25 protein-coding genes are annotated in these 26,190 nt (G+C 61.9%); 11 read left to right on the top strand and 14 right to left on the bottom strand.

Annotated elements, in window-relative coordinates:
- Positions 1–175: 175 nt before the first annotated feature.
- Positions 176–1,417, top strand: coding sequence for an FAD-dependent oxidoreductase (locus DV027_RS09850; RefSeq protein WP_207303468.1), 1,242 nt, complete (start codon positions 176–178; stop codon positions 1,415–1,417).
- Positions 1,417–1,857 carry a c-type cytochrome gene (locus tag DV027_RS09845; protein WP_130731635.1) on the top strand — a complete coding sequence of 147 codons (441 nt, stop codon included), beginning with the start codon at positions 1,417–1,419 and terminating at the stop codon, positions 1,855–1,857. The genes DV027_RS09850 and DV027_RS09845 overlap by 1 nt, the downstream gene beginning before the upstream one ends.
- Before the next feature lie 19 nt (positions 1,858–1,876).
- Here DV027_RS09845 and DV027_RS09840 read toward each other — a convergent pair whose 3' ends face one another.
- Positions 1,877–2,071, bottom strand: a complete 195-nt coding sequence (locus tag DV027_RS09840) for a hypothetical protein (protein WP_130731634.1) — start codon at positions 2,069–2,071, stop codon at positions 1,877–1,879.
- A 339-nt stretch (positions 2,072–2,410) separates the two neighbouring features.
- Here DV027_RS09840 and DV027_RS09835 point away from each other — a divergent pair, with 339 nt between their 5' ends.
- Positions 2,411–2,641, top strand: coding sequence for a hypothetical protein (locus DV027_RS09835; RefSeq protein WP_242621829.1), 231 nt, complete (start codon positions 2,411–2,413; stop codon positions 2,639–2,641).
- Positions 2,642–2,750: 109 nt separating this feature from the next.
- Here DV027_RS09835 and DV027_RS09830 read toward each other — a convergent pair whose 3' ends face one another.
- Both DV027_RS09830 and DV027_RS17885 read right to left on the bottom strand, forming a co-directional pair.
- Positions 2,751–3,059, bottom strand: a complete 309-nt coding sequence (locus tag DV027_RS09830) for a hypothetical protein (RefSeq protein ID WP_242621828.1) — start codon at positions 3,057–3,059, stop codon at positions 2,751–2,753.
- Positions 3,060–3,263: 204 nt separating this feature from the next.
- Positions 3,264–3,530 carry a hypothetical protein gene (locus DV027_RS17885; protein ID WP_242621827.1) on the bottom strand — a complete coding sequence of 89 codons (267 nt, stop codon included), beginning with the start codon at positions 3,528–3,530 and terminating at the stop codon, positions 3,264–3,266.
- A gap of 15 nt (positions 3,531–3,545) precedes the next feature.
- On the opposite strand from DV027_RS17885, the gene DV027_RS09825 reads away from it, so the two are divergent.
- From DV027_RS09825 to DV027_RS09810, 4 genes are all read left to right on the top strand, one after another.
- A complete protein-coding gene (locus tag DV027_RS09825; protein WP_242621826.1) occupies positions 3,546–4,199 on the top strand; it encodes a glycosyltransferase in 654 nt (217 codons plus the stop codon).
- A gap of 125 nt (positions 4,200–4,324) precedes the next feature.
- Positions 4,325–4,630, top strand: coding sequence for a hypothetical protein (locus DV027_RS09820; RefSeq protein WP_130731632.1), 306 nt, complete (start codon positions 4,325–4,327; stop codon positions 4,628–4,630).
- Between the two features lie 93 nt (positions 4,631–4,723).
- Entirely contained in the window at positions 4,724–5,182 is a 459-nt protein-coding gene (locus DV027_RS09815) for a hypothetical protein (protein ID WP_130731631.1), read from the top strand.
- Positions 5,183–5,481: 299 nt separating this feature from the next.
- On the top strand, positions 5,482–7,959 hold the full coding sequence (locus DV027_RS09810; protein WP_408884464.1) for a mechanosensitive ion channel family protein: 2,478 nt from the start codon (positions 5,482–5,484) through the stop codon (positions 7,957–7,959).
- 54 nt (positions 7,960–8,013) lie between these two features.
- On the opposite strand, the gene DV027_RS09805 is transcribed toward DV027_RS09810, so the two are convergent.
- The 5 genes from DV027_RS09805 to DV027_RS09790 form a co-directional block, all read right to left on the bottom strand.
- The gene (locus tag DV027_RS09805; protein ID WP_130731630.1) at positions 8,014–8,319 is read right to left on the bottom strand and encodes a hypothetical protein; all 306 of its coding nucleotides are present in this window, start codon (positions 8,317–8,319) and stop codon (positions 8,014–8,016) included.
- Positions 8,320–8,461: 142 nt separating this feature from the next.
- On the bottom strand, positions 8,462–9,829 hold the full coding sequence (locus DV027_RS09800) for an Nramp family divalent metal transporter (RefSeq protein ID WP_130731629.1): 1,368 nt from the start codon (positions 9,827–9,829) through the stop codon (positions 8,462–8,464).
- Between the two features lie 811 nt (positions 9,830–10,640).
- A complete protein-coding gene (locus DV027_RS17880) occupies positions 10,641–10,850 on the bottom strand; it encodes an RcnB family protein (protein ID WP_242621825.1) in 210 nt (69 codons plus the stop codon).
- Positions 10,847–11,056: a hypothetical protein gene (locus DV027_RS17875; RefSeq protein ID WP_242621824.1), complete on the bottom strand. Its 210-nt coding sequence runs from the start codon at positions 11,054–11,056 to the stop codon at positions 10,847–10,849. The genes DV027_RS17880 and DV027_RS17875 overlap by 4 nt, the downstream gene beginning before the upstream one ends.
- A gap of 502 nt (positions 11,057–11,558) precedes the next feature.
- On the bottom strand, positions 11,559–12,713 hold the full coding sequence (locus DV027_RS09790; protein WP_130731627.1) for an acyl-CoA dehydrogenase family protein: 1,155 nt from the start codon (positions 12,711–12,713) through the stop codon (positions 11,559–11,561).
- Positions 12,714–13,173: 460 nt separating this feature from the next.
- On the opposite strand from DV027_RS09790, the gene DV027_RS09785 reads away from it, so the two are divergent.
- The gene (locus tag DV027_RS09785) at positions 13,174–14,508 is read left to right on the top strand and encodes a hemolysin family protein (protein ID WP_207303462.1); all 1,335 of its coding nucleotides are present in this window, start codon (positions 13,174–13,176) and stop codon (positions 14,506–14,508) included.
- A 52-nt stretch (positions 14,509–14,560) separates the two neighbouring features.
- Here the strand turns inward: DV027_RS09785 and DV027_RS09780 are convergent, their stop codons facing one another.
- Entirely contained in the window at positions 14,561–15,058 is a 498-nt protein-coding gene (locus tag DV027_RS09780; protein WP_130731626.1) for a hypothetical protein, read from the bottom strand.
- Between the two features lie 157 nt (positions 15,059–15,215).
- Entirely contained in the window at positions 15,216–16,193 is a 978-nt protein-coding gene (locus DV027_RS09775) for a hydrogen peroxide-inducible genes activator (RefSeq protein ID WP_130731625.1), read from the bottom strand.
- A 142-nt stretch (positions 16,194–16,335) separates the two neighbouring features.
- Here DV027_RS09775 and ahpC point away from each other — a divergent pair, with 142 nt between their 5' ends.
- From ahpC to DV027_RS09760, 3 genes are all read left to right on the top strand, one after another.
- Entirely contained in the window at positions 16,336–16,899 is a 564-nt protein-coding gene (gene ahpC, locus DV027_RS09770) for an alkyl hydroperoxide reductase subunit C (protein WP_130731624.1), read from the top strand.
- 84 nt (positions 16,900–16,983) lie between these two features.
- A complete protein-coding gene (gene ahpF, locus DV027_RS09765) occupies positions 16,984–18,567 on the top strand; it encodes an alkyl hydroperoxide reductase subunit F (protein WP_130731623.1) in 1,584 nt (527 codons plus the stop codon).
- A gap of 236 nt (positions 18,568–18,803) precedes the next feature.
- Entirely contained in the window at positions 18,804–20,195 is a 1,392-nt protein-coding gene (locus DV027_RS09760; RefSeq protein WP_130731622.1) for an NAD-dependent succinate-semialdehyde dehydrogenase, read from the top strand.
- Between the two features lie 29 nt (positions 20,196–20,224).
- Here the strand turns inward: DV027_RS09760 and DV027_RS09755 are convergent, their stop codons facing one another.
- The 4 genes from DV027_RS09755 to DV027_RS09740 form a co-directional block, all read right to left on the bottom strand.
- The gene (locus DV027_RS09755) at positions 20,225–21,706 is read right to left on the bottom strand and encodes a glucoamylase family protein (RefSeq protein ID WP_242621832.1); all 1,482 of its coding nucleotides are present in this window, start codon (positions 21,704–21,706) and stop codon (positions 20,225–20,227) included.
- A gap of 203 nt (positions 21,707–21,909) precedes the next feature.
- Positions 21,910–23,448, bottom strand: coding sequence for an efflux transporter outer membrane subunit (locus DV027_RS09750; RefSeq protein WP_130731621.1), 1,539 nt, complete (start codon positions 23,446–23,448; stop codon positions 21,910–21,912).
- Between the two features lie 5 nt (positions 23,449–23,453).
- Positions 23,454–24,980, bottom strand: a complete 1,527-nt coding sequence (locus DV027_RS09745; RefSeq protein WP_130731620.1) for a DHA2 family efflux MFS transporter permease subunit — start codon at positions 24,978–24,980, stop codon at positions 23,454–23,456.
- Positions 24,977–26,107 carry an HlyD family secretion protein gene (locus DV027_RS09740; protein ID WP_130731619.1) on the bottom strand — a complete coding sequence of 377 codons (1,131 nt, stop codon included), beginning with the start codon at positions 26,105–26,107 and terminating at the stop codon, positions 24,977–24,979. The genes DV027_RS09745 and DV027_RS09740 overlap by 4 nt, the downstream gene beginning before the upstream one ends.
- Between the last annotated feature and the right edge of the window lie 83 nt (positions 26,108–26,190).

Genomic DNA, 26,190 nt, shown 5'->3' with positions numbered 1-26,190 from the left:
TGAAAGCACAGGCCATGACAGCGGATTTCAAAAAGCGGCACATACACTCTTTCCAGACGGATGTGCATGGATGCTCGTGTCATGGAACCGGCGGGTTTTCCATGACAGGTGCCCGGCAGCCAGAGGTTTGAACGTGAACAGTTTTCCTGACGACCCGAAAAACACGCCCTCCCGCCTGGGCCGGAGGGGGCTGTTTGCCGGTTCCCTGGCGCTTGGTGCGCTGGCAGGGGGCCGGTGGGCCTCCGTGCCGGCTGCTGCGGCCGCCCTGCGGCGCACGGCGGTGCCCGGCACGGTGCCCCGGCTTGTGCCCATGCGCCCCCATGCCGACCAGATAACCGATATCAAGGTCTGCCTGCGCCCGTTCCGCGCCGCTGGCCCCCGGCTGGATGTCGAGCGGGTGGGCGAGAAGGTGGTCATCCATAATTACGGTCATGGGGGCAGCGGGTGGTCGCTTTCATGGGGGTCGGCCGAGATGGCGGTGGGCAAGGCGGCGGCGCTCTCGCCCCGGCGCGTGGCGGTCGTGGGGTGCGGGGTCATTGGCCTGACCACGGCGCTCGTGGCGCAGCGCGCGGGGCTTGATGTCACGATCTATACGCGCGACCTGCTGCCCCACACCCGCTCGGTCAGGGCCAATGGTAGCTGGACACCGGATTCACGCGTGGCGCTGACCGCCCCCGCAGGCCCGCAATTTGCCGATACATGGGAGCGGATGGCCCGTTATTCATGGAAGAGCTATCGCGATTACCTGGGCCTGCCCGGCAACCCGATCGACTTCCGCGACAGTTACGTCCTGTCCGACACGCCTTTTGACGCGCCGGAGCCCGAGCCGGAAAACCCGGGCCAAAAGGGGGATTACGCCACGACCGGCATGCCGCAGCAATCGAGCGAGTTTGCCAGTTATGGCGCGCGGATACGCGATATCATTCCTGCCGCCGAACTGCTCTCCGCGCAGGAAAATCCTTTTGCGGTGCCCTATGCCCGGCGCGCGCCGCTGATGATCTTCAATTTCGGGGCGTACGGGCATCTTCTGCTGTCCGAGTTTTATCAGGCGGGGGGGCGGATCGTCATCCGTGAGTTCCATACGCCTGCCGACATGAAGAGCCTGCCTGAGCCGGTCATCCTCAATTGCCCCGGCTACGCGGCGCGTGACCTGTGGGGGGACCGCTCGCTCATTCCCGTGCGTGGCCAGACCGCGTGGCTGCCGCCGCAGCCCGATGTGGCCTATGGGGTGCGATACAAGGGGGCCTCGGCGCTTTCGAAAAGTGATGGCTTGATGATACAGGGGTTTGACATGTCGGGCCTGGGCGAAATGGACGGCGTGGGCAACAGTTTTGAACATGCCGACCGCAGCGAGGCGGAAAAGGCGATTGGCATATTTGAAAACCTTTTCGCCCGTTTTCCCGCGGGGCAGGGCTGATGCGCGGCTTACGGGCAAAGGGGCTTTGTGCCGCGCTGGGGGCGGGGCTGCTGGCCCTGGCAGGGCAGGTGGCCCATGCGGCACCGTCGCGGGCCGGGACATCCTATTATACCGCAGCGCAGGCCGAGCGGGGGGCTGCGGCCTACCAGCAGTTCTGCGCGGTGTGCCATGGGGCGGATCTGGGCGGGGCGTTTGACGTGCCGCCGCTTGTGGGGCGTTTTGCCGCCAACTGGTCGGGCGCGCCGCTGGGCCAGTTGTTTGACTACATGTCAAAAGCCATGCCGCTTTTCGCGCCCGGCACCCTGACACAGGCGCAGAATGCGGACCTGCTGGCATTCATGCTGCATGAAAATGGCGTGCCTGCCGGCAGGCACGACCTCACCCCCGAGGGGGTGAAAACCATGCTGTTTCCCAAAACAACGGCTGCGAGCATGAAGTAAAAAAGCGGGCAGGAGGCAGCTAGTGGTGGACCATGCCCATGCCCGCTTGCATGGCGGTATGCAGCATGTCGTGCCACAGCGCGCCCCTGCCACCCTGCGGGCCGCCTTCGGCCGGGGTGTCCATTTCCCGGCCGTTTGTAACGGGCAGCCCGTCATCATCAAGCGGCACGTGATGCGCAGCGCAGCCCGCCAGCATCATGAAACACGTCAGCATGACCGCAGCCCGCATTCAGCCCGGCCCGCCGATGCGGATTGCCGATACAGCCACCGGAGCTGGTGGCCTGCGGATCAGGAAAAACATGCACGCTCCCCGTCATTGTCATGCCGGGCGCGATCCTAACGGGTGCGGCTTCGCAGGAGCCGTAACGAAACGTGAGGTTTGATTGCGGCATGTAAAAAGACCCTGGCATCACAGTATGGGGAGAGTGCATGCCCGCGCGGGAACCCGTGCTATGCTGCGGCGTTGGATGCGCGTGGCGGGTATGACCCACCGCACCAGCATAAACCTCGTGACAGTTCCAGTACCCACAACGCAGATGCAAGGGAGATGGACATGCCGAAGTCAGATCATGATGTAAACATTCAGGAAGTTGAACTGCGGGCGATCAGCCTGTGGAACAAGCAGCACCCCGACCGCCCCTGGCGGCGGCTGAGCAACCTGCATCGCTACCGCAGGACCGCGCATGCCCTGCAGGGCATTCCCGCCTTTCCTGAAGAACAGGCGCAGTTTCGCTACCTTGCCACCCATGCCATGACCATGTCGCACGCAAAAAGCTGCGCCTGAGGCGAATGCGGGGAGAACCGTTTCATATTTCTGGTTCAGACGTGACAATCAGATAAAGCGGGGTTGCGTGCAGCAGCCCCGCAAAAAACATGTCATTACGGGTCGTGCCCTATTGCAGGGCGGACGGGCTGCGCAGGGTCTGGTGGTTGGAAGACATGCCGGGAGCATCCGGGTTTTTATTGGCGGCGGGTTGACGGGTCAAAGGCTGGTCGGGCTGGTCCGTGGGGCCGGGCCGTTCACTCTTTTCGGGCAGCGGCACGGTCTTGCGGGCCTGCGGATGCGCCCGCTCTATGGATGAGGGGGAATTATCCCCCGGCAGGTCCACGCTTTTGTCGGTCGGGTGTTTCTGGGCCAGGGCCACGGGTCCGCTGGCCATGAGCATCACGCCCGTTACTGCAAATGCAGAAATAATACGCATGTTGTCCTCTTTCTCTGTAAAGAAACACGCATGGGTGAAGATGGCTTCGGGGCAGGCGCCCTGCTGGTCGTATCGTGCGGGCGCAGGCACAGTTCCAGCCATGGCCTGAATATTATGGAATATGACTGCCCTGGAAATAATTTGAAACTTCGTGATCAGAATCCTGTTTGTGCTGCCATATCCACGCCTTGGTGGTAATGTATGTCATCCATCGCCGGCCACCTCTGAAATGGTAATGGAGAGAAAAACATGACAATGCCAGAACAGGAAAAAACGGATTTCTTTGATTCCGATTTCTGCCAGCACAAGAATTTCTGGCAAAAACGCAAGGTGTCCGTCCTGACCGACATGGTGTTTGATTTCCATAACCGGAAGTATTCCCGCCATGTCAGGAATATTGCGCGCAGGCAGCCGGTGCGCAGGATTCTTGTCACATCCGTGCGGGTGCCCAAACGCGAGCGTAAGCTGCATGATGTGTTCAGGCGCATGAGAAATACAAAGCACAAGGTGGATTTCGTAACCGCCCAGATGCGCGACAGGGGCAAGTTTGGTAATATCAATACTGCGCTTTCAAAAGTAAAACTGCAGGATTATGACTGGGTGGTCATTACCGATGATGACGTCGCCCTGCCGCCGCGCTTCCTTGATGGGTTCATCTCGCTGTGCGAAGTCATGGGGCTGAAAATATCCCAGCCCGCCCATCGTTACCATTCCTATACATCCTTTACGTTCAATTATCGCAAATGGAACAGCCTCGGGCGCATTACCCGCTATGTTGAAGATGGGCCGGTCACAGCTTTCCATCGTGATGCCATGGCCTATGTCTATCCGTTCCCCGAACTGCGCTGGGCATGGGCGACGGATATTGCGTTCTGCAACGCGGCCCATCGCAACCACCATAATGTCGGCATTGTGGATTATACGGCCATAGAACATCTCAAGCCTGCGGGGCAGGACTACCCCATGCAGGCGGCAAAGGCCGAGGCGCGGGCGTTCCTCTCGCGCCAGGCGCTGCGGCCCGACCGGCGCGAGCTGTTTCGCAACATGGAAATCCTGCGCGACATCCAGCCCGACCACCTGACCTATGATGTACCCTGCCAGAGGGGCCTGCCCGCCACATGGCCTGTGGCCCAGCTCTGAAGCTGTGTGGACCTTTTCAATAATACCCTGAAATTGTAAAGGTTTCTGGTGAAGCTTTTTTCAAGAAGCTTTGGACGTCGTTGCTTTTTTGAAAAAAGCTTTACGGATCAGGATATGAAACCGACATGACCCAGGGCCACGACCCGCTGCCCGCGCTTGAACAGGAGCGCCTGACCGTGCAGATCTGGCAGAACGCCTTTCGCGCGGCGGTGCTTGATCTTGATGAAGCCGGGCGGGCGGCGCTGCTGCGGCGGCTCGGGCAGTTCGGGCAGGCCATGACGCAGGGCCGCGAGGGGGCCAGCCGTGTCAACACCCGCGCCGTGCGCGACCATGCGCTTGGCGTGCTGGCCGAAGTGACGCAGGCCGCATGCGAGCACGTGCCCCGCGCGCATGTGCCGCAATGGTGCCTTGATGCGCCCGATTGTGCCTGATGGTGCATAACCGTATGTATTCACACGGCTGTTGTCTGCCCGGGCCTGCCGGACCATCATGCGGCCTGTAGGCATGATGAACGGAGGCAGGACGTGATTGACCGTGAGTTGCAGGGGCAGTTGCTACGCCACATGGCCGATCAGGGCGGCACGACCACCCTGCGGCCCGTGCAGGCGGCTGATGAGGAAAAATACGCCCGTAACCTGATGGACCTTGAATTGCAGGGCCTGTGCAGGGGCGGGGTGGGCATACGGCCCACGGGCCTTGGCATTACGGGCGAGACCAGCCTGACGCCAGCCGGTCGCGCTTACCTCGACCGGCCCGATGACATGCATGTCACCCTGTCCGGCCCCGCCACGATAAAAGCGCTGCGCCAGCGTATTGTTGATGATCCCGACCTGTCTGATACCGAGCGCCACAGTCTCGACCGCGCGGTCGAGACCATGCACCCGCTTGCGCTCAAGGCGCTGGGGCAGGACCTGCTGGCGCGGGCCTTGCAGCATGACCCTGATGCCATACCGCTTATCCGCAAGCATGTGGGCAAGCCATAAACGGGCGCAGGGCAGGCAGGGCGGATTAATTTATTTTATGGATATAAGATAAATCGATATAAAATTATCATATAGGTATTATGTAAATAAAAATTAAGCATGGCAAGTAATTTTTACTGAAACAAAGTATAGGGCAAAAGGGTAGGGCAATTTATTGCATATCTGCCCGGCTTCCCCGTGCCTGCGCTTTTATATCCATCTCTGCGATAAATCGCGCCATCTGTCCGGGTAACGGCGCTTTCCTCGCCATGTCTGCCCGGCAGATCGGCAGGATCGAGCAGGCGGGACGGAATTTGAAAATGCGCCATTCAACACAGACCGGCCAGCAGGGCGGGGCGGGGCATTCTTGTACAGGGGGCCGGTGGCGCGAGACCCTTGTGGCCCTGTTGCGCACGGCTGTTCTGGGGCTTGTGGTCGTGCTTGCGGCTTACGGGCCGCACGTGGCCCATGCGGCGGATGAAGCCGCGGCCCCTGCGCCCGCGCACGGCATGACCCCCGATCAGGCGCGGCAGGTGCTGGCGGTAATCAATGACCCCGCCCGCCGCGCCGAGTTTCAGAATACCCTTGCGGCCATTGCCGCCCAGCTTCCCGCAGCGCCTGCTCCGGCCCCTGCCGCGCCGGCGCACGCGGCAGCGCCCGCGCAGGAACTGACCGTGCAGCCTGACAGCCTTGGCAGCGACCTGGTGCAGGACACGGAAGCCCTGCGGGCTAGCCTGATCGTGCAGGCGCAGCATTTTGTTGCCCTGTTCGGCGATCTGGCGTTCGTTGTTCACTGGACCCACACCATCTTCGCCGATCCGCAATCACGCGGCATCCTGCTTGATGCGGTAGGCAGGGCGACGTTGATCCTGCTTGTGGCGCTGGCGGCCGAGCATGGTGTCTCGCTGCTGATGCGCAAGCCCCTGCGCGGGGTGACGGCACGCGCGCTGGCGACTGAAAAACGCCTCAACCTGCCAGATGCCGCGACAGCCGCGCCAGACCCTGCCGCAACGGCAGCACCCGGGGTGGAGGCCGCTGGCCAGCAGGCCGCCACCGAGCAGGACATGCAGGCCCAGCACGCCACCCTGCGCCTTTTGGCGCGCGTGCCCTATTCGCTCATGCACCTGCTCATCAAGCTGGTGCCGGTGGGACTGTTCTTTGGCCTGGGCACCGGTTTCGCCTATGCGCTCACCACCACGCACCAGGCCATGCTGGTGACCCTGACGCTGACCAACGCCTATGTGGTGGCGCGGGTGGTCTACCTGCTCATGGAAACGCTGTTCGTGCCGCATTCACCCGCCATCCGGCTGTGCAGTGCCAGCGACCAGACGGCCTTCATGGTCACGCGCTGGCTCAACTTTCTGGTGGCTGCCCCCTCGGTTGTGGTGTGCCTTTCTACGCTTGGCGGTGTGTTCGACATGCCAGCCCGTGGCACGGAGGCCATCATCCGCTCGGTCGTGCTGATCGAACATGTGCTGGTGGCCATCTTTACATGGCGGGTGCGCAGGCATGTCGCCTCGGCGCTGCAACCCTCGGCACGGCTGCGCCAGCAGCCGTTCTGGGCGTTCGTGGGCCGGCTTGTGTACCTGTGGTGGGTGCCAGCCATGTTCTTCAACTTCGCGCTGTGGCTGATCTGGGCCACCCATATCCAGGGCGGTTATGCATGGATCATCCGCACGGTCATCCTGACCACGGCGGTCGTGATCCTGTCGCGCCTGTTCTCCGTGCTGGCCTATAATGTACAGAACCGGCTGTTCCAGATCTCGCCCGCCATGGAGGCGCGTTATCCCGGCCTGCAGGCGCGGGTGAATTATTATTACCCCGCCGCGCGCAAGATCCTGTCATTCCTGCTGTCATTCGCCACCGCCATCGTGTTCCTGCAGGCGCTGGGGCTGCCCGCCATTCATTTCCTGTTCCACGGCAAGCTGGGGCAGAAGGTGATGGGAACGATCAGTTCGGTCATCATTGCCTATACGGTAGCGGTGTTCATATGGGAGGCCGCGAACGCGGTGCTGCAGAGCCAGATCGTGCGGTTCGAGAATTCATCACAGGAAGGGCGCGCAAGCCGCCTGCGTACCGTGCTGCCCATCATCAAGACCGTGCTGCTGGCGCTGATCATCATCATCGTCGCGGTGACCACGCTTTCACAGATCGGCATCAACGTGGCCCCCCTGCTCACGGGCGCGGGCATCATGGGTGCGGCCATCGCCTTTGGCGCGCAGAGCCTGGTCAAGGATTTCATCACCGGCTTCTTCATGCTGGTGGAAAACGCCATACAGGTAGGTGACTGGGTCACGGCGGGCGGCGTGTCGGGCACGGTGGAGCATCTGTCCATCCGCACCCTGCGGCTGCGCTCGGTTAATGGTGACCTGCATATCATCCCGTTCTCCGGGGTATCGTCGATTGCCAATACCTCGCGTGATTACAACCTTGTCGTGGTCGATGTCATGATCGACCTCAGCCAGGACACGCAGCAACTGACCAGAATACTGCAAGAAGAGCTTGCCGCCCTGCGCAAGATCCCGCGTTTTACGCATCTGATCCTGTCGGACTTCACGTTTCTGGGCATTGAACAGGCCGATGGCAACGGCGCGCGCTTTCTTGGCTCCATCCGCACGGCACCGGGGTCGAAATGGACCGTGTACCGGCAGTATTACAGCCGCGTTGCCGTGCGCATGAATGCCGAGGGCATCAAGTTCCCCGTGCCAAGCTATCTCAACTTTGTCGATAACTGGGCGGGTAACGAACTCAGGATCGATGCCGCGGCCAAGGCGCCGCCGCAGCAGGAGCAGGCCTGACAAAAAAAGCCCCTGCCATGAACCGGGCAGGGGCCTTGCAGGTTACGCGCGGTATTACGCGACGCGCAGCGTTACCTTGTGCAGTTCCTTTTCCACCTTCGCATCGGGGTGGCCGGCATGGAATTCCTCACCGGGCAGCAGCTTGAGGTCAGTGATGGTGTCAAGCGGCAGGACGCTCCATTCCCCCATGGGCGGCACGCGCTTTTCGTGGGCATCCTCGCCACGATAGATCAGCACCTGCGGCTTGCCGTCGCGCTCGCCCAGTGCGTGGGGGGAGCCGATGTAGTTCTTGGCATCGAAAGTAAAACCGACAGCGGTTTTCTTGCTGATGGCGTCACGAAGCATGTTTTCAACGGACATGGCTGTTTTCCATTCTGGTAGATATTGACACGCTCCCGCATGTTATAACGGGCTGTGAGCGTTATAGCCTGTCTGGCCGGGCGCAGAAGGGGCGGGAATGGTCCATTGTTGCAACACAGCCCTGCACGGCCCGGCGTGGCCGTCAGGAAACCGTATCGAACAGCAGCTTGAAATTGAGCATGAGAATGACCGCCGCCACGACCCATGACAGGAGGGCCACGGGCCGCGATATGGCAAAAGGCCCCATCTTGCGCCGGTCAGACACAAACATGACCAGCGGTATGACTGCAAAGGGCAATTGCATGGACAGGATGACCTGGCTGAGCATGAGCAGCCGCCCCACGCCCTGGTCGCCATACAGCGCGGTCACAACCACCACCGGGGCGATGGCCAGCCCGCGCGTGAGCAGCCGCCGCGCCCAGGGGGGCATGTGCAGCCGCAGAAAGCCTTCCATGATGATCTGGCCTGCCAGCGTGCCGGTAATGGTGGAGTTGGTACCCGCCGCCAGCAGGGCCACCGCAAACAGCGTGGACGCGATGCCCAGCCCCAGAATGGGGGAGAGCAGGCGGTAGGCATCCTCGATTTCGGCCACGTCCCGGTGGCCGCTGGTGTGAAAGGCCGCTGCCGCCACGATCAGGATGGCGGCATTGATGAACAGCGCCAGCATGAGCGCAATTGTGCTGTCCCATGTGGCCCAGCGGATCGCATCCCGCCGCCCTGCCTCGGTGCGGGGAAAGGCGCGGGTCTGCACGATGGAGGAATGCAGGTAGAGGTTATGCGGCATGACCGTGGCTCCGATGATGCCGATGGCGATATAGAGCATCTGGCTGTTGGTCACGATTGCAGCGTGGGGGATGAACCCTGCCAGCACGGCGGCAATGGGCGGGTGGGCCGCGACAACCTGCACGGCGAAGCACAGGGCGATGATGCTGAGCAGCCCGATCACGAAGGCCTCGAGGTAACGGAAGCCCCGGTTCATGAGAAAGAGCACGATAAAGACATCGAGCACCGATATGACCGCCCCCATGAGCAGGGAAATGCCAAACAGCAGTTGCAGGGCCACCGCCGTGCCAATGACTTCCGCCAGGTCGCACGCCGTGATGGCCAGTTCACAGGCCAGCCACAGCATGATGTTCACGGCAGGGGGGAAGTGGTCGCGGCAGGCCTGCGCAAGGTCACGCCCGGTGGCGATGCCCAGCCGGGCCGAGAGCGATTGCAAAAGCACGGCCATGAAGTTTGACAGCCCGATAACCGCCAGCAGCGTATAGCCAAACTGCGCCCCGCCCTGCAGGTCAGTGGCCCAGTTGCCTGGGTCCATGTAGCCGACCGACACCATAAAGCCTGGCCCCATGAAGGCCAGAAGCCGCCGCAGCCATGAGGCCCCGGCCTGCGGCACCCGCACGGAGGCAAACGCTTCCGGCAGGCTGTTCTGGTCGGGTCCGGATGTTTTTTCAAACCGCCAGGCAGTGTTCCGGGTGGAGCGGGGCGGGGTTGGGCGGTTTGGCATCATGCTGTGACTTAATCGTATCGGCCTGAAATATGCAATACGCTATATTAGATAGCATAAGAAAATATCATCAGCTTATGGTATGATCCGGATGATGCGGGGAGAGGCATTGCAAAATGGGTATTTTCTCCTTGGAATGGTGTGATAATAATATAATTATTATGATTTAGAAAATATTGTAAATTAATTTCATGATGGAATAAGAAATGAAGAAGGAAATAGGACGTGATCTAGTCGAGTATACCGAGGGAACATCCAAAAAATACTTTTGTATGTAGAATATGATGAAGGATATATTTCTGATGCCATTTTTTTTCTGAATGATCATGGCACGATCGAATACAGGATGTGTTCGGTGGCGTTAGGGGATCTGCTGTTTGACTTCTGGCACGAATGCAAAAACAACGATGCGCATGATGTGTGGAGAATCATGTTCTATAAAATAGAAAGTGACAGTAGAAAATAGAATTTAAATATCCGGATGAAGTCAATATTTATAAAGAGAATACCTAGCGTAGCGATGCGGTAAAATCTTTTTTTGGGAAATCAGACGTAGATTATTCACATACTTTACGACGGCTGGAAGATAAGGGGAAACGCGCGGAGGCGGCGCTGGCGAACACAGGCCTTGGCGATGAATGACCCGGTTGTGACGCGTCTGATGCGATGCAGGTATATTTCAAAAGGCAGTGCTGTTTGCGGTTACGCCGCAATCTGAAACCGCGTTCAGGGAGCGGTCAGTCAGCAGGGCAGGGAACCCATATGGCCACGGGGCGTGATTCTGCCCTGTGGCCATATGCGCATTCCATTGCCGTCAGCGCATGCCGCCGCCCAGCGTGGCGCTGACCACGCCTGCGATCACGCCGGTGGTGACGGCCGTCAGCAGGTACTGGTTGCCATAGCGCATCCACTGGTAGCCTGATGGCGGGGCGGAAAGGCCGCGATGGCTCTGCCAGTCATTGACAATCCAGCGGCTGTTGCGCGGGCCATCATAACGCTCGCCCTGATGCCATACCCGGTTCATGTCCGGGTTATTGTCATGCCAGCCGCCATCACGGTTGCCGCCTGGGCCTGCCATGCGGCGGTCAGGGCCACCATGCGAGGCAGGGCGGTGCGCAGGGCCGGGTGCCGGGCCACCACGATGATCGGCGCCGGCGTGGGGCTCTGCATGGGGGCCTTCATGGCCAGCGGGGCCACCCATGCCGCCCGGACCGGATGCCTGCGGCCCACCAAAGGGCTGGGCCTGGGCCGATGTGGCAAAGCCCAGAAGACATGCTGCGCCAAGCGCTAGAAAAGAGTGTTTTTTCATTATGTTTACAGGCCTGATCCTGAGTGTTGGGTTAACCCTGATCCTAAAAAATGCAGGAAGGGTTAAAAATGATTAGTATTCCCGCACGGTACGACGCCATGCCGTATGCGGAGATCAGAAAGCCCCGGGCTCTGTCCGGGCCATCGTGGTCATGGAACCAGTAAGGTCGACTGTCAGACTGCATATTCCTATAAGCGTGAACATCCGGTCATATGGTGCCATCTGCTGCTTTGTGCAGCCCCATGCAGCCATCACGGCAAGCCCGGGGAACCGGAATATCAGCATTCACCAAGCCCGTTGCCGTTGGGCCAGTATATATACAAGCATATTCATATCCGGAATATGGCAATTTCAATAGTTTTCGTAATAAGATGTGCCTGCTGTTATCATACGCGACTGAAATGGAACCCGTGCAAAACCTCCTTATCGCCCCGTTTCGAGTGCGACCCGCCCTGCGGTGGCCAGCGCCACATCGGCCTGGGGCGTATGAATGCGCGCGCAGAGCACGTTGCGGTAATGCCGTTCAAGCGGGTTGTCCTGGCTCAGCCCCGGGTTGCCAATGGCGGCAAGGCCGAGTTCAACCGACTTTATGGCGTTTTCCGTGACCATATACTTGGCCAGATTGGCCTCATGTGCGGGGTAGTTGCCGCTTTCGGCCCTGGTCAGCGCGGTTTCAATCAGGCTTTCATTGACCATCAGCAGGGCATCGATCTCGCCCAGCAGGGTCTGGAAACGCGGCAGCGTGGCCAGCGGCTTGCCCAGCGCGGTCGGTACGCGCTCATGCAGGAAGGTAATCAGCCAGTCCCGTGCCGCGCGGGCCACGCCATCATACAGGCTGGCAATGGCGAGTACATGCCCCAGCACCAGCGAGCCGTCGCGGTTGTGCCATTCTTCGGGCGCGCGCAGGTCCACCAGCGCCGTGTCGGGCAGTTCCACGTTATCGAACACGACCGTATGGCTGCCCGTGGCGCGCATGCCCATCTGGTTCCAGCTGCGCTCTATGCTCACGCCGGGCAGGGTCAGGTCCACGAGCACCTGCCCCACGCGTGGCTCCGGCTCATCGGTCGCGGCCCAGACCGTGCCCCAGCGCAGGGCCGTGGAGCCGGTGGAATAGATCTTGCGTCCGTTCAGCCGCGGCCGGCCATCCACCCATGTGATGCGCGTGCCCGGCAGCCCACCGCGTGAGGGCGTGCCCAGTTCAGGTTCGACCCGCAGCGCGTTGATCAGCGCGCCCTCGCGCAGGGCGGTCTCGATCACCTGCCTGCGCGCGGCCTGCGGCCAGTTCGTGGCCGTGGCAATGATGGCGTGCTGCAGGTAGTGCATGCCAACAATCAGCGCCGTGGTGGGGTCGCCTTTGGCCAGCGTGCCGATCACCTCGACAATCTGCCGCAGGCCGCCCCCCTGGCCGCCATCCGCGCGGGCTATGGTCAGGCCCAGCAGGCCAGCCGCGCGCACGTCATCAAGGTTATCGGTTGCAATCTCCCCCGAGCGATCATACGCCGCCGCGCGCTGCGCAAAACGGGCTGCCATGTCCGTCAGGGTGGCTTTGGTCGGGGCGGGGGAGGGCGCTGCGTTCATGGATCACCTGTTTCCTTGCTACGGCTGTTCATGCCTGCCCGCGTGTGGGTGAAAGCACGCGGACGGTACCATCAAAATGCCCCATGGCGGGGAAAAAGAAGCGCTGCATAACGCACGACATGTATCCTGTCTGACAGATACGGCATAATTATAACGCTATCAATAGTGATTTTATGGTTTCACCATGATTAATGGTTTCATGCATGATTCCGTCCCTGCCCGGTAGGGCCGATGCCCGCAAGGAGGAAAAAAACAGTTTACGCCCAGAACGATAACAGCCCGAAAACGCTTATGTTCCGGTCGCCTCTTCGCCTGCCGGCGCATCGGGGCCGAAAGGGCGGCCTGTTGTTTTTCTGATATGATGGGGCAAGTAAAAAAATATCCGTTGCGTGCATATGCTCCTGCCGATAAGGGCAGGGCGCGTGCTATACAATGCAGCTTTTATTTTGTGGGTGTTCCGGTGGTCCTGTTTTTTTCCGGCCTGATTGCGCTTGTGCTTCTGGTCGCGCTCAATATATTTATTTCGCTGTCGGAAATATCATTTGCCGCCGCCCGTGATGCCCGCCTGCGCTCCCGCGCCGAGGCGGGCGATGAACGGGCCATCGCCTTCCTGAAATTGCGGCGCAACAGCGGCCAGGTCATGACCGTGTTGCAGATCTGCCTCAACGGCGTGGGCGTGCTTGGCGGCATGATCAGTTCGCAGATGCTCTCGCCCTCGCTCACGCATGGCTTTACGCAGTGGGGCCTGAGCGAGGCCACGGCCGGGACGCTGGCCTCCATGCTGGGGTTCATGCTGGTTACCGGCCTGTTCGTGCTGTTTGCCGACCTGCTGCCCAAGCGCATCGCCATGAACGCGCCCGACAAGATTGCGCTGGCCGTGGGGTGGTTTCCGGCCTTGGCGCTGCGGCTGCTCTTTCCCATCGTGTGGGTGTTTTCCAAGGTGTCGGATGCGATCCTGCGCGCGCTGCGCATTCCGGCGGCCTCGGCGGTGGAACCTGTAACGCCCGAGGACCTGCGGGCCATTCTTGCCGCCGGTACCGCCTCGGGCGTGCTGCTCGAGCAGGAACACCAGATGATCCAGAACGTGCTGGGGTTGCAGGACCGTTCCATCACCTCCGCCATGACCCCGCGTGACGAGATCGTGTTCCTTGACCTGCAGGAAACCACCGAGATGCAGAAGACCAAGGTGCGCGCCAAGCCGTATTCCCGCTATCCTTTATGCAATGGCGGGCTGGACAATGTGGTGGGCTCCATTCGGGCGGAAGACGTGCTGGCCGCCGTGGTGGACCGCGACCCCGCCAGCCCTGAGCCGCCCATGCGCAAGGGTGGCCCTTCGGCTGAAAGCCCGATCTTTCAGGTGCGCCGCGACGTGCTCTCGGTGCCCGAAACCATCAATTTGTGGGATACGCTGGCCCAGTTCGACATCCATGGCGTGGGTTTTGCGCTGGTGGTCAATGAATACGGGCTGGTCGTGGGGCTGATTACCTTCAAGGACATCATGGGGGCGCTGATGGGGGGCGTGGCCAACCCGTTCGAGGAGCAGCTGATCGTGCGGCGCGATGCCAATTCGTGGCTGATTGATGGCGCGGCCTCGATCGGGGATGTGCGACGTGAACTTGACGCCACCGATCTGGATGAAGCCGGGCCGTTCGATACGATTGGCGGCTTCATCATGCACCGCCTGCGCCGCATGGCGCGCAAGGCGGACCGGGTGGATACGATGGGCTTCCGCTTTGAGGTGGTGGACGTGGAAGGCTTTCGCATCAACCAGCTTCTTGTGACCCGCCTGAACTGAACTGAACTGAACTGAACGGGTAGCGGGTGGCGCAATATGCCCGCGTCAGGCGTCAGTTCTCTTTTTGAGGTACGGTGATGGATTGATATTCCAGCACCGGGCCGTTGTGACTGGTTGATTTTATCTTGCCCGTCAGCGTGACGTACTGCCCCAGGTAAGACGTGAACTCGCTGATTGAGTTCTTCGGGTCATGTTCCGTGATCGGGAGGAACGTCGTGGGCGTTACGTTGCTGTCCTCGATGTAGTCACCTTCTCCCGTATTTTCAACTTCCTTGAGCCGGTAAGGTGTATCTGTTTTCAATACGGCGTATTTATAATAATCACCCGAATTCCTGTCCCGTGTTTCAATAAACTCTATTGTGCCTTTGATTGTAATATCTGACCCATCATCTACAGTAGTCGTGTAGTTGGGTGCGGAATATTTAATAACCAGAGTGGTGTCATGATCACCGCTGGCATGGATCGCGCTTGAAAAACCGCAGAGGGCGAAAACAGAAATGACTAATGAGGAAGCAGAGATCTTGCCCCATGAGACAACAGTGCGGCGCATATCAGGTTCCGTGCTTGTGCTGAAAGAAAGGGGAAGAACTGCACGCCAGCAGGCAGCGTCCATTCACGCGACAAAACCTACCCTAGACCGAATTCCCTGATTGTCCAACGCGCTGGCGGCCGGGATTACATGCCAGGTTTATGGTCAGCCGGGAGCATCAGTCTTTCTGCGGCATGTCCGGCTCAAGGGCCAGGCAGGTTTTCGCGGGGAAGTGCGGCAGCGGGGTGCAGCCTTCGGGCGTGTTGTTGCGCAGGCATGTGGCGAAGTCGGCAAAGGCGGCCCCGCGTGGGTCAGATGCGCGCCAGACCAGCCCGATTGTGCGGCTTGCGGCGGGAATGGGCTGGACCGTGATCAGCCCATCCCATTCGCCACGGTTGCGCAGGGCGGGGCGGGGAATGAGCGAATAGCCTTCGCCCGCGCCAATCATGTGCCACAGCATCTCGAGGCTTGCGGCGAGGCGTTCTGGCTCATGGTTTGATGTCATGCCGCACAGGGCCAGCGCCTGGTCGCGCAGGCAGTGCCCGTCTTCAAGCAAAAGCAGGTCCGGGCCCTTCAGGTCGAGCATGGTCAGGTTCTTGCGCTCGGCCAGCGCATGCTCGGCGGGGAAGGCGGCCAGGAACGGCTCGCTGAACAGCGGCACGCTATGAAAGCCCTCGCCACTGACCGGCAGGGCCGCGAGCACGATATCGAGTTCATCATGGCGCAGCATGCGCAGCATGATGTCGGTCAGGCTGTCGGTCAGGCGCAGTTGCAGTTGCGGGTAGTTGTGTCGCAGCAGTGGCAGCAGGTTGGGCACGTAATAGGGGCCGAGCGTTGCAATCACGCCAATGCGCAGCAACCCTTCAAGCGAGCCGGTGCGCACGCGCGCGGCCTCAATCATCGCGCGGGCGGCAGCCAGCACCTCGCGCCCCATGCCGATCAGCCGTGCACCATCAGGCGTGGGGGCGACATGGCGGCGCGAGCGCTCGAACAGGACCACGCCCAGCAGGGCCTCAAGCTTGCGCACCTGCTCCGACAGGCCGCCCTGGCTCACGCCGCACCGCTCGGCAGCGCGTGAAAAGTTGCGCAGGTCATCGACCGCCACAACATATTCGATATCACGCAGGGAGAGGCCGGAGAGAGGAATGTAGGTCATGCGTATAGATAGAACCTATTTTGACTCATTTGTAAAAAGGTTTCTCCTATCACAGACATTGACAGAAACTGTTTCTGCGCATTTCGTGGGCGTGGGATAAGAACCCGTCGATAACTGACACGCGAAACCAAGGAGCATTCCAATGGCACGCATCAATGACTCGCTGAAACCGTTCGCGACCGACGCCTTCCATAACGGCCAGTTCATCAAGGTGACCGATGCTGACGTGAAGGGCAAATGGTCCGTCTTTTTCTTCTATCCTGCAGATTTCACCTTTGTCTGCCCGACGGAACTCGAAGACCTCGCGGATAATTACGCGGCCTTCCAGAAGCTGGGCGTGGAAATCTATTCGGTCTCGACCGACAAGCATTTCACCCACAAGGCGTGGCATGACACGTCGCCCGCCATCAGCAAGATCAAGTATGTCATGCTCGGCGACCCGACGGGCCATATCGCACGTAATTTTGATGTGTATATCGAGGAAGCGGGCGTGGCCGACCGCGGTGCGTTCCTGCTCGATCCCGAGGGCAAGATCCAGTACATCGAGATCACGGCAGGCAGCGTTGGCCGCAGTGCCGCCGAACTGCTCGCCAAGATCGAGGCGGCGCAGTATGTCGCCTCCCACCCCGGTGAAGTCTGCCCCGCGAAGTGGAAGGAAGGCAGCGCCACGCTGACCCCCTCGCTTGACCTCGTGGGCAAGATCTGATCCTGCCTCCGGCCCGGCCCCGCACCACGCAGGGGCCGGGCCGGAACCCCGCACACCCTGCCTGAAAAAGTGGAGAGACGTGCCATGTTGCAAGATGCCATCAAGACGCAGCTCAAGGGTTACCTCGCCAGCCTCGTGCACCCCATCGTGCTCGAAGCCTCGCTGGATGACACCCCGCCCTCGCGTGAGATGCATGAACTGCTGCACGAGGTCGCCGCCCTTTCCGACAGGGTGCAGGTGAGCGAGCAGGGCGAGGCCACGCGCAGGCCCTCCTTTGTCATCAAACAGGTCGGGGCGAAGGGGGCGGGCGTGAGCTTTGCCGCCATCCCCATGGGTCATGAATTCACGTCCTTCGTGCTTGCCATGCTGCAGGTGGGCGGGCATGCACCCAAATTCTCCGATGACATGGTGACCCAGATCCGCGCCCTGCCGGGGCAGTACGATTTCGAGACCTATGTGGCGCTTTCATGCCAGAACTGCCCCGACGTGGTGCAGGCGCTCAACGCCATGAGCGTCATCAACCCCAATATCCGTAACGTGACGATAGACGGCGCGCTGTTTCCCGATGAAGTGACGGCGCGCAACATCATGTCGGTGCCGCAGGTCTACCTCAATGGCAAGCTGTTCGAGACCGGACGCGCCGATGCAGGGCAGATCCTGGCGAAGCTCGATGCGGAGGCGCCAAAGCGTGCCGCGGCCAAGCTGAAGGACATCGCGCCCTTTGACGTGCTGATCATCGGCAGTGGCCCGGCAGGGGCATCGGCTGCAATCTATGCGGCGCGCAAGGGCGTGCGCACCGGGCTGGTGGCCGAGCGTTTTGGCGGCCAGATGATGGATACCGAAGGCATCGAGAACTTCATCTCCGTGCCCGAGACCACCGGTCCCAGGCTCTCGGCAGCACTTGAAGCCCATGTGCGCGCCTATGATGTTGATGTGATACCGGGCGAGGTGGCGACAGAACTCTTCCCTGCCGTCCATCCCGGCGGGCTGCATGGCGTGGCGCTGGAAAGTGGCGCGATCCTGCATGCCCGCACCGTTATCGTGGCCACTGGCGCGCACTGGCGCCACCTTGGCGTGCCGGGCGAGGAGGAATACCGCAACAAGGGTGTTGCCTACTGCCCGCATTGCGATGGCCCGTTCTACAAGGGCAAGCGCGTGGCGGTGGCGGGCGGCGGCAATAGCGGGGTGGAGGCGGCCATCGACCTTGCCGGTATCGTGGCCCACGTCACCCTGCTCCAGCGCGGCTCCCACCTCAAGGCCGATAAGGTGCTGTGTGACAAGCTCGCCACCCTGCCCAACGTGACCGTGCTGACCGAGGCGCTGACCACCCGCATTGAGGGCAATGGCCGTAACGTGACCGGCCTGACCTATCGCGGTGGCGACGGGGCGGACCATCATGTCGATCTTGAAGGCGTGTTCGTGCAGATTGGCCTGCTGCCCAATACGGACTGGCTGAAGGACACGGTGGAGCGCAATGCGTTTGGCGAGATCGTGGTCAATGACCATGGTGCGACCTCGGTGCCCGGCGTGTTTGCCGCAGGCGATGCCACCACAACGCCCTACAAGCAGATCGTCATTGCCATAGGCGATGGTGCCAAGGCGGCGCTATCGGCGTTTGACTATCTCATCCGCGTGCCCGCGCCGGTTGAGAAGAAGGTGCCTGCCTGAAGAAGGTTCTGGTGAAGCTTTTTTCAAAAAGCTTCGGATAACGCCGCCTTATTGAAAAAAGGCGGCGCCCGGAACCCCTTATTGCCTGCTGACTGCCATATGGCAGGCAACCCGCGCGGCTGCCTGCCGTTGGGCCAGAACAGGCAGCATGCAGGGGTCAGCCCATGCCTCATGAGCGGTCAATCGGGTCGCCACTGCACGAAAGAGCCTGCATCACTTCGTACGGAGGCAGAGCAATGGCCTACAGGACCGTCAATCCGTTTACCAACGAGACCCTCGCGACATTCCCTGACCTGACAGATGCTGAACTGGCGCAGAAGCTCGATTGCGCCCAGGCAACCTATAAACAGTGGTCGAAACAGCCCTTCAGCGCCCGAGCGGCCATTGTGGGGCGCGCGGCCCAGCTGCTGCGCCAGAACAACGAGCATTACGCCCGCCTGCTCACACTCGAGATGGGCAAGCTCTACCGTGAAAGCCTGGCGGAAGTCGAACTCTCGGCCGACATCTTGCAATATTACGCTGATCATGCCGAGGAATTCCTTGCTCCCCAGAAACTGACCGAAAAGAGCGGCCGGGGCGACAATGCCATGCTGATCAGCCAGCCGCTGGGCATCGTGTTCGCCATCGAGCCGTGGAACTTCCCCTATTACCAGCTTGCCCGTGTGGTCGGGCCGCAGTTCATGGCGGGTAACGTGGTGGTGGTCAAGCATGCCTCCAACGTGCCGCAATCGGCTGCCGCCTTCGAGCAGCTTTTCCGCGATGCTGGCGCGCCGGAAGGGCTGTACACCAACCTTTACGCCACGCGTGACCAGTTGGGCGAGATCATTGCCGATGACCGCGTGATTGGCGTGGCGCTGACCGGCAGCGAGGGGGCAGGAGCCATCGTGGCGGCGCAGGCGGGCAAGGCGCTCAAGAAAACCACCATGGAACTCGGCGGCAGCGATGCCTTTATCGTGCTGGATGATGCCGATATGGAAAAAGCCGTCAAATGGGCGGTATGGGGGCGGATGAACAATGGCGGGCAGTGTTGTGTTGCCTCAAAGCGCATCATCGTGGCGGATGCGATTGCCGATGAATTCCTCGACCGCTTCCAGACCGCCCTGGCCAGGCTCGTGCCCGGCGACCCGATGGATGAGAAAAGCGGCGTGCCACCCCTTTCATCCCAGGGTGCGGCGGACCAGCTGAACGACCAGGTTGCCCTTGCGGTCAAGCATGGCGCCATCGCCATCCGCGTGGGCGAGGCCCCGCCCGAGACCGGCGCTTTCGTGCAGACAACCATCCTGACCGGCGTCACGCCGGAGAACCCGATCTTCCATCAGGAACTGTTCGGCCCCGTGGCCATGTTCTTTCGCGTGCGCGATGATGAGGAAGCCATACAGCTCGCCAATGACAACCCGTACGGGCTGGGCGGTTCCGTCTTTACCAGCGATACCGCGCGCGGCGTGCGGGTGGCCGAGCAGATCGAGACCGGCATGGTCTATATCAACCACCCCACATGGACCACATGCGACCTGCCCTTTGGCGGGGTCAAGCGCTCGGGGTTCGGGCGGGAGCTGTCCTCGCTCGGCATTCAGGAATTCGTCAACAAGAAGCTGATTGACGTGGTGCCGATCGACGCGGCTCCGTGATCTTTTGACAAAAACTGCCGATGCTGCCTTTACGACGGATGAGGGGCAGCAGGCAGCGCAGCACTGGCATGCGCGCCATCCATTGCCGCGGGCCGTGCCGTGGGCTGCGGGGCGGTGGCGGTAACGGGGGCCGCAGGCAGCCAGCCGCCTTCAAAGCCCGCGCGTTCAAGCCCGGTGCGGATATAGGGGCTGCGCTTCATCACGTTCCATATCAGCCCGCTGCGCCAGTTTTCAATCATGAGCAGGATCGGCCCCTGGTCGATGCCAAGATATTCATGGTCGGTCCAGAATGTCTTTCCATCGTGAAAGCTGGGGTTGAAGGCATCAACAAAGCCGTACCGGCCGTAAATCTGCTGGCCATAGCGCGTTTTCATGTCGTGCAGGGTGGGCAGCACGATCTCGGGCGCAAACGCGATGGAACCGGCAGCGGCGGTCGGCGCGATGGTGCCGTCATCAAGCGTGTAGTCACGCCCCGCGCCCCGGGCGGAATAGGCCAGGAAATGCCGTGGCTGCCCGTCGATCTGCTGTGTGGCGTCACCTGGGCCGTCACACGCCGTCAGGCCCCACATCGTGGCGCTGTAGCCCTGCCACTTGCCGGGATTGGCAATGGCATAGGCCTGCTGGGCATAGACCGCGCGGCGGCTGTTCTCGAAATAGTCGATCTGCTTTTCACGCGCCCATGCATCATGCAACCCGCGAAAATCGATCCACGCATGGGTGTACTGGTGGCCAAAGAGCGGGGCGAAGTTGAGAAAGGTCTGGCCGTAATAATCGCCCCAGCGCTGGTTGTTGGTGGCAAGCCAGGCCTGCCACGAGGCGGGCTCCAGCCCGTGCGTCGGCGCGCCGAGGGCAAGGATGTAGGCCATCATCCCCTCGCTGTAGCCTTCCCAGTAATTGGGGATGAACTGGTGCTCGGGGCTCCAGCCCATGCTCAGGCGGTTATCGGGCCTGCGCATCCACTGCCAGTCCACGCGCGTGTACAACCTGTCCGCCAGGGTGCGGATTTCACGCTCGGCGGCCGTGTCGCGGGTGTAATAGGCCTGCGCGAACAGCACGCCCTGCATGAGCAGTGACGTGTCGATGCTGGAGAGTTCGATATCGCGGTTGAAGCGCAGCCCGGTCGTGCGGTCGAGGAAGTGGTAGTAAAAGCCATGATAACCGGCGGCCTTGTCCGGGCTGTCATTCTGCGGGCTCTGCATCAGGTAGCGCAGGGTGGCGAGCGTGCGCTGCACCGCCTGCGCGCGCGTGATATAGCCACGCTCGGCCCCGATGCCGTAGGCGGTGAGCCCAAAACCCACGGACGCCACGCTGCTCAGGGTCTGGGGCGAGGGGTAGCGGTCGGGTATGAGGCCGGTGCGCGGGTCGCCCGCATCCCAGAACCACTGGAAGGTGCGCCGTTCAAGGTCATTGACCATGATGGTGTCGGCATTACCGGGCGTGGGGGCGGCGGTCTGTGCAGGGGCTGCAGGCGTCGTGGCCCAGAGGGGAGGAGCGGACGCGCAGCACAGCATTGCCGAGAGGGCTACGGCTGCATAGCCCCGCATGTGGGTAAATCGCAAAGCCCGGTCTCCTGCCTGGTGCTATTGCATGCCGTTATGAATTCAGATCAGGCATGCTGGCAAGGTCCAGGCCTCGCTTTGGGCACGCGAGTTGCATTGCAAATTGTAACGTCTGTGCCATGCGCCGCACGCCTATCCCCACAAGGGGGGTGGGGTTAACGCGCCGCAGCCTGCGGGGGCGTTGCCTGCCGGACCGTGGCCTGGGCATCGGGTGGGGCCTGCCAGCCCAGGCCAAGGGCTTTTTGCAGCGCGATGTAATCCGTGGTCATGCTTGCGCGCGCCTGCGCCTGCTGCTGTTCGATCTGGATGCGCTGGCGTTCGACATCCAGCGCGTCGATGACCGAGAGCGTGCCCGCGTGCTGGCGCTGCTGGGCCAGTGTCCATGACTGGTCGGAGGCGGTGCGGGCCTCATCGAGCTTGAGCACGTATTCGCGCTGGTGGCCAAAGCGCGACAGGCTGCCTTCAGCATCCTGCAGGGCCGCGAGCACGACGCTCTGGTAATGCGCAAGGGCCGCATCACGCCCGCCTTTGGCCTGCCCCACGCGCGAGTTGGTGCGGGCAAAGTTCAGGATGCTCCATTCCAGCGTCGGGCCACCCATGTAGGAAAAACTGTCACCCGAAAAAAAGCGCTGCCCGTTGGCGCCGGTAAAGCCCACCGTGCCAAACAGGCTGATCTTGGGGAAATACTGGCCAATGGCCTGACCGATCTGGGCATTATTGGCGGCAATATCACGCTCGGCCACGCGAATGTCGGGCCGCCTGCGGATCATGTCGGCAGGGTTGCCCACGGGCACGACCGCAGGCGGCACGGGCACGGGGGCGGGGCTTGCCAGCATGGCGTCAAGCTGGCCGGGTTCGCGGCCCACAAGGGTGGCGAGTGCATCCATATAGCTGGCCTGCTGGGCCTTCATCGGGGCAATGGCGCCCTCGACCTGCGCAAGCTGGCCTGCAAAGCGGGCCACGTCCTCCTGCGATACGGTGCCCTGGGCGCGGCGCTGGCGGGTCAGGTCAAGCATCTGGCGCTCGATCGTGATCGTGCGCTCCATCAGCGCCAGGCGGTTCTGCACATCGCGCAGGCTGACATAGTTGCGTGCCACATCGGCCACGAGCCTAAGCCTTGTATCGGCCATCTGGGCCAGTTGCGCCTCGCTTTGCGCGCGCGCGCCTTCATAGCCGCGCCTGTTGCCGCCAAAGGGGTCGATTTCCCAGCTTGCGTCAAAACCCGCGCCATAGGAATCGGACTTGATGGCTGGCGGCAATGTCAGGCCCTGCTCGGCCCCGCTGCCGCCAAGCACGGACGTAATATCGCCCGTGGGGATGCGCGTGCGGTCCCAGAAGGCGGCAGCCCCGCCACCGGGGAAGAAGCCCGCAAAACGCTCGCGCTGGGTGGCGCGGGCCGTGTGCAGGCGGGCTGCGGCCTGTTTCACGTCAGGGCTGTTTTGCAGCGCGGTGGTGATGAGCGTGTTCAGGATCGGATCATTGAGCCCGGTCCACCACTGCGCCAGGGGTTCCTGCGCCGGGGTACGCGTGGGATCAGCGCGGTTGAAGGCCTGCGCATGCTCGGCTTTGGGGGCCACATGGGGCGGGCCCTTGTAGTCCGGCCCGACCGAGCAGGAGGCAAGGGGGAGGCTGGCCGCCATGCCCAGCACGAGGTGGCGTGGCGTGCGGCACAGGGAGGGGAAAAGGCGCTTCATATCTATCATCCCACCGTCATGCCGGCGTCTTTGGGGAGGGGTTTGATCAGCATGACCAGTGGCAGCATGGCCAGCAATGCGATGCCAAATATCCAGAACAGGTCGCTATAGGTCATGACCGTGGCCTGCCGGGTAATGAGCGCGCTGAGGCGGGCGAGGCCAAAATGCTGCACGAAGTCCTGCCCGGCCAGGGAGTTGGCGGTGACCGTTTCCTCCAGGCGGGCGGTGTGCAGGTCCAGCCTGCGGTCATGCAGGGTGGCGACCGCCGCCAGTCCGAACGAGCCGCCAAGGTTGCGCGCGGCGTTGAACAGGCCCGATGCATCCTCGGCATACTGTATGGGCACGGCGCTGGTCGCGGCCTGGTTGAGGAACAGTAGCGAGAAGAACTGCGCAAACCCGCGCACGATCTGTGACCAGAAGAAGTGCTCGCCCGCGCTGTCGGGCGAGAGATGGGCGTTCATGAAACAGCTCACCACATACAGGAACATGCCAAAGCCGATGGCGAAGCGGATGTCGAGCTTGCGCACCAGGATGGGGAACACCGCCAGCATGAGCAGCGTGGGCACGCCACTGATGGCCGCGACCATGCCCGACTGCTCGGAATTGTAGTCCGGCACGGCGGCAAGGAACTGCGGTATGAGGTACAGGATGCCGTAAAGCGCCCCGCCCACACCCAGGCTGAGGATGAAAACGCCAAAAAAGCTCTTTTGAAGCAGTATTTTAAGGTGAATGACCGGCCGGGGCGAGCGGAACTGGCCAATGATCAGCAGCGCCATGCCAATCGCGCACATGACGCTGAGTTCACGGATCATGTCGGATTCAAACCAGCGTTCGCGCTGCCCTTCCTCCAGCACCACCGTCAGGCCGCCGAGGCCCATGATCAGGCCGGCCAGCCCGTAATAATCCGTCTCGCGGAAGGCACCCCAGTCGATCTTGCCCGCGGGCAGCCCCACGAACAGCAGCACGCAAAGCCCGATGCTGATGGGCAGGTTGAGGAAGAAGGCGTAATGCCAGCTCAGGTTCTCGGTCAGCCAGCCGCCGATTACCGGCCCGATCACGGGGCCAAGCACGGCGGTCATGCCAAACAGCGCAATGCCCACAGGCCGCTGGGCGGGCGGCAGGCGGGTCGCCACGATGGTCATGGCGGTGGGGATCATGGCCCCACCCGTAAAGCCCTGGCCCACGCGGCCGATGATCATGTGCAGAAGGTTGGGCGACAGCCCGCACCACATGGAAAAGATGGTGAACAGCACGGCGGCGATGAGCAGGAAGTTGCGCAGCTTGAAAATGCGCTCGAACCAGCCCGCCAGCGGGATCATGACAATCTCGGCCACCAGATAGGCGGTGGTGACCCATGTGCCCTCGCTGCTGCTGGCCCCGATCTCGCCCTGGATGGTGGGCAATGCCGAGTTGACGATGGAGGTGTCAAGCGTTGCCATGAGCGCGCCGATGGTGCCCGCCGCAACCGCCAGCCAGGCGGCGGCATCCGCCTTTTCGGGCGGGGCCTGTTCTTCAGCCGGGGCGGCGGTCATGGCCCACCATCCGCTGCCGGCTCGACCAGCGTGTCGACCGCAGCGGTAACCGACAGGCCGGGCACCAGCACCGCGCGTTCGCTGCCTTCGGGCTGGATGCGGATGCGCACCGGCACGCGCTGCACCACCTTGGTGAAGTTGCCTGTGGCGTTATCGGGCGGCAGCAGCGCGAACTGCGCGCCGGTGCCGGGGGCGAAGCTCTCGACCGTGCCCTTTATTTTCGCGCCGCCCAGCGCATCGACCGAGACTTCAACCGGCTGGCCGGGCCGCATGCGGCGGATCTGCGTTTCCTTGAAGTTGGCCACGAGGTAGAGGTCCTGCACCGGCACGATGGTCATCATGCGCGTGCCCACGGTGGCGTACTGCCCCACGCGGGCGGTCTTGTCGCCCACGCGGCCATCAACGGCGGCGCGGATGGTGGTGGCGTCAAGATCAACCTGGGCGGTGCGCTGCTGGGCAATGGCCTGCTCGATACGGGCCTGCGCCTGAAGGATCTCGGCGCTGTAGGTGGCAAGCTGGCGCTGGGCCGACTGCAGGCCAGCCGTCGCCTGCGCAAGCTGGGCATGGGCCTGCGCGCTGCTGTTGCGCAGCTGGTCGTAATGCTCGCTGGTTTCGGCGCCAGTGGCGGCAAGGGCGCGGTAGCGGGCCACCTCGCGGTCAGCAAAATCGGCCTGTGCCTGCGCTGCCTGCACGCGGGCCTGCGCCTGCGCGATCTGGGCATCCTGCGCATCGATCTGGGCCTTGGTCTGGGTAATCGCGGCCTGCCCCTGATCGGCCAGCGCGCGGGCCTGCTCGAAACGCGCGCGCGGGTCGCGCTCATCAAGGCGCAGCAGGACCTGGCCCTTGCTCACCGTCTGGTTCTCGGCCACCAGCACTTCATCCACGAATCCCGCCACACGGGTGGACACCGTGACCTGGTCGGCCTGCAGGTAGGCATCATTGGTGGACTGGATAAAGCGCCCATGTGTCCACCAATGTACCAGCCATATGGCAAAGGCGATGAGTGCCACGCCGCCAATACCGGCGAGCACCATCTTGCGGATGGTGGCCTTGCGCGGGTCTGCCGGTTTTTGGGGCGTGGCAGGCTGGCCTGCGGGGGAAGGGTCGGTCGGGGGGGTGTCAGGCATGCGCCACCATTTATGGAACGGGTCGGTACGGTTTTGTTAGGATGGACAATACGCTCCGGTCAAGCCACATAAAGCGCGGGGCC

Origin of the sequence: Komagataeibacter xylinus (assembly GCF_004302915.1) — a bacterium.
Taxonomy (GTDB): domain Bacteria; phylum Pseudomonadota; class Alphaproteobacteria; order Acetobacterales; family Acetobacteraceae; genus Komagataeibacter; species Komagataeibacter xylinus_C.
The sequence above is the reverse complement of the archived record's forward strand: the minus strand, read 5'-3'. Positions and strand labels throughout refer to the sequence as shown.

What these genes read in the sequence shown, in the direction of transcription:
- DV027_RS09845 (WP_130731635.1), top strand. Translation starts at nt 1,417, where the DNA reads ATGCGCGGCTTACGGGCAAAGGGGCTTTGTGCCGCGCTGGGGGCGGGG.
- DV027_RS09840 (WP_130731634.1), bottom strand. Translation starts at nt 2,071, where the DNA reads ATGCTGACGTGTTTCATGATGCTGGCGGGCTGCGCTGCGCATCACGTG.
- DV027_RS09835 (WP_242621829.1), top strand. Translation starts at nt 2,411, where the DNA reads ATGCCGAAGTCAGATCATGATGTAAACATTCAGGAAGTTGAACTGCGG.
- DV027_RS09830 (WP_242621828.1), bottom strand. Translation starts at nt 3,059, where the DNA reads ATGCGTATTATTTCTGCATTTGCAGTAACGGGCGTGATGCTCATGGCC.
- DV027_RS17885 (WP_242621827.1), bottom strand. Translation starts at nt 3,530, where the DNA reads ATGCAGCTTACGCTCGCGTTTGGGCACCCGCACGGATGTGACAAGAAT.
- DV027_RS09825 (WP_242621826.1), top strand. Translation starts at nt 3,546, where the DNA reads ATGAGAAATACAAAGCACAAGGTGGATTTCGTAACCGCCCAGATGCGC.
- DV027_RS09820 (WP_130731632.1), top strand. Translation starts at nt 4,325, where the DNA reads ATGACCCAGGGCCACGACCCGCTGCCCGCGCTTGAACAGGAGCGCCTG.
- DV027_RS09810 (WP_408884464.1), top strand. Translation starts at nt 5,482, where the DNA reads ATGCGCCATTCAACACAGACCGGCCAGCAGGGCGGGGCGGGGCATTCT.
- DV027_RS09805 (WP_130731630.1), bottom strand. Translation starts at nt 8,319, where the DNA reads ATGTCCGTTGAAAACATGCTTCGTGACGCCATCAGCAAGAAAACCGCT.
- DV027_RS09800 (WP_130731629.1), bottom strand. Translation starts at nt 9,829, where the DNA reads ATGATGCCAAACCGCCCAACCCCGCCCCGCTCCACCCGGAACACTGCC.
- DV027_RS17880 (WP_242621825.1), bottom strand. Translation starts at nt 10,850, where the DNA reads ATGAACCGGGTATGGCATCAGGGCGAGCGTTATGATGGCCCGCGCAAC.
- DV027_RS09790 (WP_130731627.1), bottom strand. Translation starts at nt 12,713, where the DNA reads ATGAACGCAGCGCCCTCCCCCGCCCCGACCAAAGCCACCCTGACGGAC.
- DV027_RS09780 (WP_130731626.1), bottom strand. Translation starts at nt 15,058, where the DNA reads ATGCGCCGCACTGTTGTCTCATGGGGCAAGATCTCTGCTTCCTCATTA.
- DV027_RS09775 (WP_130731625.1), bottom strand. Translation starts at nt 16,193, where the DNA reads ATGACCTACATTCCTCTCTCCGGCCTCTCCCTGCGTGATATCGAATAT.
- ahpC (WP_130731624.1), top strand. Translation starts at nt 16,336, where the DNA reads ATGGCACGCATCAATGACTCGCTGAAACCGTTCGCGACCGACGCCTTC.
- ahpF (WP_130731623.1), top strand. Translation starts at nt 16,984, where the DNA reads ATGTTGCAAGATGCCATCAAGACGCAGCTCAAGGGTTACCTCGCCAGC.
- DV027_RS09760 (WP_130731622.1), top strand. Translation starts at nt 18,804, where the DNA reads ATGGCCTACAGGACCGTCAATCCGTTTACCAACGAGACCCTCGCGACA.
- DV027_RS09755 (WP_242621832.1), bottom strand. Translation starts at nt 21,706, where the DNA reads ATGCTGTGCTGCGCGTCCGCTCCTCCCCTCTGGGCCACGACGCCTGCA.
- DV027_RS09750 (WP_130731621.1), bottom strand. Translation starts at nt 23,448, where the DNA reads ATGAAGCGCCTTTTCCCCTCCCTGTGCCGCACGCCACGCCACCTCGTG.
- DV027_RS09745 (WP_130731620.1), bottom strand. Translation starts at nt 24,980, where the DNA reads ATGACCGCCGCCCCGGCTGAAGAACAGGCCCCGCCCGAAAAGGCGGAT.
- DV027_RS09740 (WP_130731619.1), bottom strand. Translation starts at nt 26,107, where the DNA reads ATGCCTGACACCCCCCCGACCGACCCTTCCCCCGCAGGCCAGCCTGCC.